The organism is Pseudomonas sp. 39004 (assembly GCF_028682155.1).
Taxonomy (GTDB): domain Bacteria; phylum Pseudomonadota; class Gammaproteobacteria; order Pseudomonadales; family Pseudomonadaceae; genus Aquipseudomonas; species Aquipseudomonas capeferrum.
The window spans coordinates 23,914-30,676 of record NZ_JANIAG010000058.1 but is presented as its reverse complement, the minus strand read 5'-3'; the positions used below and the strand labels follow the sequence as shown (position 1 = coordinate 30,676).

The 6,763-nt window shown below is 62.7% G+C and carries 11 protein-coding genes; 4 read left to right on the top strand and 7 right to left on the bottom strand.

Annotated elements, in window-relative coordinates:
• Nucleotides 1-72: 72 nt before the first annotated feature.
• Nucleotides 73-852: a ferredoxin-NADP reductase gene (fpr, locus tag NP534_RS12620; protein ID WP_033700840.1), complete on the top strand. Its 780-nt coding sequence runs from the start codon at nt 73-75 to the stop codon at nt 850-852.
• A 92-nt stretch (nt 853-944) separates the two neighbouring features.
• Here the strand turns inward: fpr and NP534_RS12615 are convergent, their stop codons facing one another.
• Together NP534_RS12615 and NP534_RS12610 are read right to left on the bottom strand one after the other, a co-directional pair.
• The gene (locus NP534_RS12615; RefSeq protein ID WP_274098906.1) at nt 945-1,439 is read right to left on the bottom strand and encodes a SprT family zinc-dependent metalloprotease; all 495 of its coding nucleotides are present in this window, start codon (nt 1,437-1,439) and stop codon (nt 945-947) included.
• A gap of 140 nt (nt 1,440-1,579) precedes the next feature.
• Nucleotides 1,580-2,179 (bottom strand): Yip1 family protein, encoded by a 600-nt coding sequence (locus tag NP534_RS12610; RefSeq protein ID WP_033700838.1) that lies wholly within the window; start codon nt 2,177-2,179, stop codon nt 1,580-1,582.
• A 262-nt stretch (nt 2,180-2,441) separates the two neighbouring features.
• Here NP534_RS12610 and ttcA point away from each other — a divergent pair, with 262 nt between their 5' ends.
• Nucleotides 2,442-3,266, top strand: a complete 825-nt coding sequence (ttcA, locus tag NP534_RS12605; protein WP_033700837.1) for a tRNA 2-thiocytidine(32) synthetase TtcA — start codon at nt 2,442-2,444, stop codon at nt 3,264-3,266.
• A 4-nt stretch (nt 3,267-3,270) separates the two neighbouring features.
• On the top strand, nt 3,271-3,942 hold the full coding sequence (locus NP534_RS12600; protein ID WP_274098905.1) for a DNA-3-methyladenine glycosylase I: 672 nt from the start codon (nt 3,271-3,273) through the stop codon (nt 3,940-3,942).
• 30 nt (nt 3,943-3,972) lie between these two features.
• On the opposite strand, the gene NP534_RS12595 is transcribed toward NP534_RS12600, so the two are convergent.
• Genes NP534_RS12595 through arsC form a run of 3 tightly spaced genes read right to left on the bottom strand, consistent with a single transcriptional unit; the run spans nt 3,973 to nt 5,334 of the window.
• A complete protein-coding gene (locus NP534_RS12595) occupies nt 3,973-4,386 on the bottom strand; it encodes a DUF2069 domain-containing protein (protein WP_274098904.1) in 414 nt (137 codons plus the stop codon).
• A complete protein-coding gene (gene wrbA, locus NP534_RS12590) occupies nt 4,379-4,984 on the bottom strand; it encodes an NAD(P)H:quinone oxidoreductase (protein ID WP_033700833.1) in 606 nt (201 codons plus the stop codon). Before wrbA ends, NP534_RS12595 begins: the two co-directional genes overlap by 8 nt.
• The gene (gene arsC, locus NP534_RS12585; protein WP_274098903.1) at nt 4,981-5,334 is read right to left on the bottom strand and encodes an arsenate reductase (glutaredoxin); all 354 of its coding nucleotides are present in this window, start codon (nt 5,332-5,334) and stop codon (nt 4,981-4,983) included. Before arsC ends, wrbA begins: the two co-directional genes overlap by 4 nt.
• An 85-nt stretch (nt 5,335-5,419) precedes the next feature.
• On the opposite strand from arsC, the gene NP534_RS12580 reads away from it, so the two are divergent.
• Entirely contained in the window at nt 5,420-5,884 is a 465-nt protein-coding gene (locus NP534_RS12580) for a TlpA disulfide reductase family protein (RefSeq protein WP_274098902.1), read from the top strand.
• Between the two features lie 33 nt (nt 5,885-5,917).
• Here the strand turns inward: NP534_RS12580 and NP534_RS12575 are convergent, their stop codons facing one another.
• Entirely contained in the window at nt 5,918-6,322 is a 405-nt protein-coding gene (locus NP534_RS12575; RefSeq protein WP_033700829.1) for an META domain-containing protein, read from the bottom strand.
• Entirely contained in the window at nt 6,319-6,756 is a 438-nt protein-coding gene (locus NP534_RS12570; protein ID WP_033700828.1) for a hypothetical protein, read from the bottom strand. The genes NP534_RS12575 and NP534_RS12570 overlap by 4 nt, the downstream gene beginning before the upstream one ends.
• Between the last annotated feature and the right edge of the window lie 7 nt (nt 6,757-6,763).

Sequence of the window (6,763 nt, the reverse complement as noted above, 5' to 3'; positions counted from 1 at the left end):
TGTGCTCTTCCGATCTCTATCGCGCAACTGCGCGTTTTGCGCGCGCTGCGTCTTTCTTCAGGAGCCCCATCGATGAGCAACATGAACCACGAACGTGTCCTCAGTGTGCACCACTGGAACGACACTCTGTTCAGCTTCAAGTGCACCCGTGACCCGGGCCTGCGCTTCGAGAACGGTCAGTTCGTGATGATCGGCCTGCAGCAGGAAACCGGTCGCCCGCTCATGCGCGCCTATTCCATCGCCTCGCCGAACTGGGAAGAGCACCTGGAATTCTTCAGCATCAAGGTGCCGGACGGCCCGCTGACTTCCCAGTTGCAGCACCTGAAGGAAGGCGACGAGATCATCATCAGCAAGAAGCCTACCGGCACCCTGGTCCTCGACGACCTGAACCCGGGCAAGCACCTCTACCTGCTGAGCACCGGCACTGGCCTGGCGCCGTTCATGAGCGTCATCCAAGACCCGGAAACCTACGAGCGCTTCGAGAAAGTGATCCTGGTTCACGGCGTGCGTTATGTGAACGAGGTGGCCTACCGCGAGTTCATCACCGAGCACCTGCCGCAGAACGAGTTCTTCGGCGAGTCGGTACGCGACAAGCTGATCTACTACCCGACCGTGACCCGCGAGCCGTTCGAGAACCAGGGCCGCCTGACCGACCTGATGCGCAGCGGCAAGCTGTTCAGCGACATCGGCCTGCCGCCGATCAACCCGCAGGACGACCGTGCGATGATCTGCGGCAGCCCAAGCATGCTGGATGAGACCAGCGAAGTGCTGGACAGCTTCGGCCTGAAAGTCTCCGCCCGTATGCGCGAGCCGGGTGACTACCTGATCGAGCGTGCCTTCGTCGAGAAGTAAGGCGCAGGCTGGTACGAAAAAGGCGACCCTCGGGTCGCCTTTTTTATTGCTGCTGAGGGAGGTGCTGTTTGTGGGGGGAAGGTCGGTGTGGGCTATTCGACGCGCGTCTCGCCGCTGTACACCAGAATCTCCCGGCACCGCTTGCACAGATACCGCCGCCCCTGGCGCACCAGCTTGTGCCGCTGTGCGGTAAACGGGAAATCACCTTGCGGGCACGGGCAGCGATAAATGTAGCGGGTTACCACGCGCCGTTGCACTTCATAGTTGTGGCAACGGTTGGGTGGCAGCTCATACACCCCACGCATGATCAGTTGCCACTCTTCGCCATGGGCCTGGATGCGCTCGCCAAACAGCTGGTGAGCCACCAGGTGCGCCACCTCGTGGGCAACAGTCTGGCGCAGGAAGTCGTCCTGGTTTTCGCGGTAAAGCTGCAGGTTGAAGCGCAGCAGGTTCTCGTGCAGGTGGGCAACGCCGGCCTTCTGGCCGCGCAGTTTGAAGCTGACTTCCGGGCGCGGGAAGGGGCGTTTGAAGAAGGTTTCGGCTTGCTGGTAACAGGTTTCGACGCGTTGTCTGAGCAGCTCTGGCATGGCGGGGCAATTCTCCTTGCCCGGCATTATGCCGCAAGCCTTGGCGGCTTGCCGAGCCACCGGTCAGCGCACAGCCAGAGGCCGCCGCAAGGCGGCCTCTGGTTGATGCCCCAGTGTTGGTTGGATCTCGTTGGGCTGCTCTAGTTGGTGTAGACGGGCCCCACGCCCAGTCCCCAGATGATCACGGTCGCGGCCATGATCGCCACCAGTACCACAAGGCCTACCGCCAGCACCGAGCTGGAAAACAGGAAGCCTTCATCGGATGGAATGTTCATGAACGTCGGCAAGCCGACATACAACAGGTACACGGTGTAGCAGATGGCTGCAGTGCCGAGCAGCATGCCCAGCCACAGGTGCGGGTAGAGCGCCGCCAGGCCGCCGAGGAACAACGGAGTGGCGGTGTAGGTGGCGAAGGCAATGCACTGCGCCATGGACGGGTTGGCATCGTAGGTGCGCGCCATCCAGTGGATGAACGCGCCCATTACCGCCACCCCGGCGAGCATCGCCAGGTAGGACATGATGCTCATCCAGATGGCGCTTTCCATGGTCAACATCACTGCCGGCCGGTCGCCAATCACCCAGCCGACCTGGGTGGTACCGATGAATGCGGAAACGGCAGGGATCGCCGCCAGGATCAAGGTGTGCGTCAGGTACATGTGGCTGATGGATTCTTCTTCGCCACGAATTTCCCGCCATTCCTGATCGGGATGGGTAAACAGCCCCACAACGTGATGAATCATGCCGATCACTCCTCTCAATGTTGCCAAACGCCCCCCAGATGGAGCGCAAGCGGCCCGAGGCCCGAACACCAATGCAAGCGGTAATGTGGCCTTATGTCGCAGTATAGGAAGCCGTTACCTGCACAAACCGCGCTTTTTAGAGCAAATTGCGCTGTAAGGCCGCCTGCTGATTACCTTGAAGTCTTTATCGGAATGCCTACAGCGCCGCGCGGTTTGTGCGTAAAATAGCCGGCTTTTGTCACACCTCGCGGATCCAAGCGCTATGGGCACCCTCTCGGTCAACCAGAACAAACTGCAAAAACGCCTGCGTCGTCTCGCCGGCGAAGCCATCACCGACTACAACATGATCGAGGATGGCGACAAGGTCATGGTCTGCCTGTCCGGCGGCAAGGACAGCTACACCATGCTCGACGTTCTGTTGCACCTGCAGAAGGTGGCGCCGATCTCGTTCGAGATCGTGGCGGTGAACATGGACCAGAAGCAGCCCGGCTTCCCCGAACACGTGCTGCCGGCCTACCTCAAGACCCTGGGCGTCGAGTACCACATCGTCGAGAAAGACACCTACTCGGTGGTCAAGGAACTGATCCCCGAAGGCAAGACCACCTGCTCGCTGTGCTCGCGCCTGCGCCGTGGCACCTTGTACACCTTCGCCGACGAAATCGGCGCGACCAAGATGGCGCTGGGGCACCACCGCGACGACATGGTCGAGACGTTCTTCCTCAACATGTTCTTCAATGGATCGCTCAAGGGCATGCCACCCAAGCTGCGTGCCGACGATGGCCGTAACGTGGTGATCCGCCCACTGGCCTACTGCAGCGAGAAGGACATCCAGGCCTACTCGGACATGCGCGAATTCCCGATCATCCCGTGCAACCTGTGCGGCTCGCAGGAAAACCTGCAACGCCAAGTGGTCAAGGACATGCTGGTGGAGTGGGAGCGCAAGCACCCGGGCCGTACCGAGAGCATCTTCCGCGCCATGCAGAACGTCGCGCCGTCGCAGTTGGCGGACCGCAACCTGTTCGACTTCACCAGCCTGAAGATCGACGAAAGCGCCACGCCGCGTTTTCTTGACGTGCTGAATATCTGACCCCATGCGCGATTACCAGTGGCTGCATGAGTACTGCCTGAACCGCTTCGGCTCGGCCCAGGCCCTTGAGGCCTTTCTGCCGCAGCCACGCACGCCTGCGCAACTGCGTGACATCAGTGACGATCGCTACCTGTCGACCTTGGCCCTGCGCGTGTTCCGTGCCGGGCTCAAGCACAGCCTGGTGGATGCCAAGTGGCCGGCGTTCGAGCAAGTGTTCTTTGGCTTCGATCCGCACAAGGTGGTGCTGATGGGCGCCGAGCACCTGGAGCGGTTGATGCAGGACGAGCGCATCATCCGCCACCTGGGCAAGCTCAAGAGCGTGCCGCGCAATGCGCAGATGGTGCTTGATGTGGCAAAGGAGAAGGGCAGTTTCGGCGCGTTCATCGCCGACTGGCCGGTGACCGACATCGTCGGCTTGTGGAGGTACCTGGCCAAGCAGGGCAACCAGTTGGGCGGCTTGTCGGCACCGCGGTTCTTGCGCATGGTCGGCAAGGATACGTTTATCCCGACCGACGACATGGCCGCCGCGCTGATTGCGCAGAAGGTGATTGACAAGCAACCGACCAGCCAGCGAGACCTGGCCTTGGTGCAGCAGGCGTTCAACCAGTGGCACGAAGAGAGCGGGCGGCCGTTGTGCCAGTTGTCGGTGATGCTGGCGCATACCGTCAACCACTGAAATTGCGGGGGCTGCAAAGCAGCCCTGAACTCAAGCCCCTTCGCCCGCCAGGCGCCGCTCATGCTGGAACTTCCAGCGCACGAACAGCAGCGCGCTGACGAACAGCCCCAGGCTCACGATCACCTCAATCCAGCCAAACACCGCCCGCGCCGGGTCGAACGCCGCCAGCACCCCCTTGATGAAGTAGATGTTCACCACAAAGCAGGTCCAGGCATGCGCCCGGGCACTGCCCGTGAGCATACCCGGCAGCAGCAACAGCAGCGGCACCAGCTCGACCGCCAGAATCACCTCGACCCGTGCCCCGTGCAAGTTGGCGAACCACAGGTTGTTCGCCACCAGCAACGCCATCAGCCCAAAAAAGCAGGCCAGGCTCAACGCCCGCGTCAGGCGCAGGCGCGGTGCCAGCCAGTCTAGTGGCGGCAACACCTTGGGCTTTCTAGCCACGCGCGGCCTCCAGGGCCTTGGCCGTGGTTGCCAGGCGTTGGCCGAGGGCGCGGCACAGGGTGATTTCGTGCTGATCGAGCTCACGCTTGCCGTCGGCACCGGCATGGTGGCTGGCGCCGTACGGTGTACCGCCGCCACGCGTTTCGAGCAATGCCGATTCGCTGTAGGGCAGGCCCATCACCAGCATGCCGTGGTGCATCAGCGGCAGCATCATCGACAGCAGGGTGGTTTCCTGGCCACCGTGCAGGCTGGCGGTGGAGGTGAACACCCCAGCCGGCTTGCCGACTAGCTCACCGCCCAGCCACAGGCTGCTGGTGCCGTCGAGGAAGTACTTCAGCGGCGCGGCCATGTTGCCGAAGCGGGTCGGGCTACCCAGCACCAGGCCGGCGCAATGGCGCAGGTCGTCGAGGGTGGCGTACAGCGCGCCGCTGGCCGGGATGTCCGGGGCCACGGCTTCGCATTCGGTGGAAATCGCCGGCACCGTGCGCAGGCGTGCCTCCATACCGGCCATCTCGATACCGCGGGCGATGTGCCGGGCCATCTCGCTGGTGGAACCATGGCGGCTGTAATACAACACCAGGATGAAGGGCTGGCTCACGGCAGGATCTCCAGCACCTTCTCCGGTGGGCGGCCGATCACGGCGCGGTCGCCGGCCACCAGGATCGGCCGTTCGATCAGCTTGGGGTGCTGGGCCATGGCGTCGATCAGTTGCGCGTCGGTCAGGGCCGGGTTGGCCAGGTTCAGGTCCTTGTATTCGTCTTCGCCGGTGCGCAGCAGCTGGCGCGGGGCGATCCCCAGCTTGCCGAGCAGGGCCGCCAGGGTGGCGGTGTCCGGCGGTGTTTCGAGGTAGCGCACGATGGTTGGCGCCAGGCCGCGGGCTTCGAGCAGTTCCAGCGCGCCGCGGGATTTAGAGCAGCGCGGGTTATGATAGAGCGTCAGGTCAGTCATGTCGGGTCGCATCCAGCTGGGTGTGGCGGCTATTCTAACCGCAGCGACTGAACCATTTGCTTGAAACTTCGAGAAGGATTGACCCATGGCAAGGCGTTTGGCAGCAGTACTGGCCATCACCGCGAGCCTTTTGCTCGGTGGTTGCGGTGCCGACTACGGCGTGGACCAACACGGCAACACGGTAAAGGCCGAGCAGATCGAGGGGCACTGGCTGGTGCTCAACTACTGGGCCGAATGGTGCGGCCCGTGCCGTACCGAAATCCCTGAACTGAACGCGGCGGCCAAGCAATGGGCAGCGGACGGTATCAAGGTGGTTGGGGTGAACTTCGATGGCTTGCAGGGCCAGGACCTGAAGCAGGCTGCCGACACCTTGGGCATCGGCTTTACCGTGCTGGCGCAGGACCCGGCCGAGCGTTATGAGCTGCCACGCAGCGAGGCGCTGCCGGTGACCTACATCATCGATGACAAGGGCAAGGTGCGTGAGGAACTGATGGGTGAGCAGACCCTGGAAGGGCTGCAGGCCAAGATCAAGGCGCTGAGGGGCGCTTGATGTAAATGGGGCTGCACAGCAGCCCCATTACCTTCAGCCTTCCTCAGGCCAGAACCGCAATGGCTTGCCTTCGGCCGGCCAGAAGCGCATCTGCTCAACCGGCGACACATCCCAGCGCTGTACGGTCTCCAGCGCCTGCAAGAAGCGTTTTTCCTGCTCCATCAGCGCCGGTGCGCACAGTTTGCGGGTCTTGCCGACCTTGCCGAAACTCAGCTGCTCGCCGTCCAGCGTATAGGGTGCAAACCAGTGGTTGCAGCCACCATTGCCATACGCGCGACCATCACTGGCCAGGGTCAGGGTGAGGTGGCTGTAGTCAATCAGCGGGCGCTCGCCGATCCACTCCAGCACATAGCTGCGTTCCTGCTGCAGCTTCGACGGTTGCGCGGCGCAGCCGAGCAGGCCGGTGGCAATCAGCACGCCGGTCAGCAGATTTTTCACGCAGCGCTCTCCTGGCAACGCGGGCACAGGTGCTTTTCGCCACGGCTGGCCCAGCCCAGCTCAGCGATACGTGCGCTGGCAGCCGGTTGGCGGGCTTTCTTGCCCAGCTTGGCGTCCACCGCGAACTCGAAATCCAGCAGTGCGTCGCACTGGTCGCACGCGACCTGCCAGTTGAGGATTTCCAGTTCGTTGAACACCGGGCCGCTGGCCACGGCGACCCACTGGCCGCGCGGGTTGATCAGGTGTCGCACGCTTTCCACGGACAGGCGCATGGACAAGTCCTTGCTGCCCTTGAGGGTGACCAACAGAGTGTCGCCCTTGTGCATCGAACCGCCGTTGCCGGTCACCTGATAGCGGCCGGGTACCAGGGCGCGGCACTCGATCAGGGTGTGTTGCGGGTTGAATAGGGTGTAGCGGAAATCGTGCTCGACCATGGGTCCT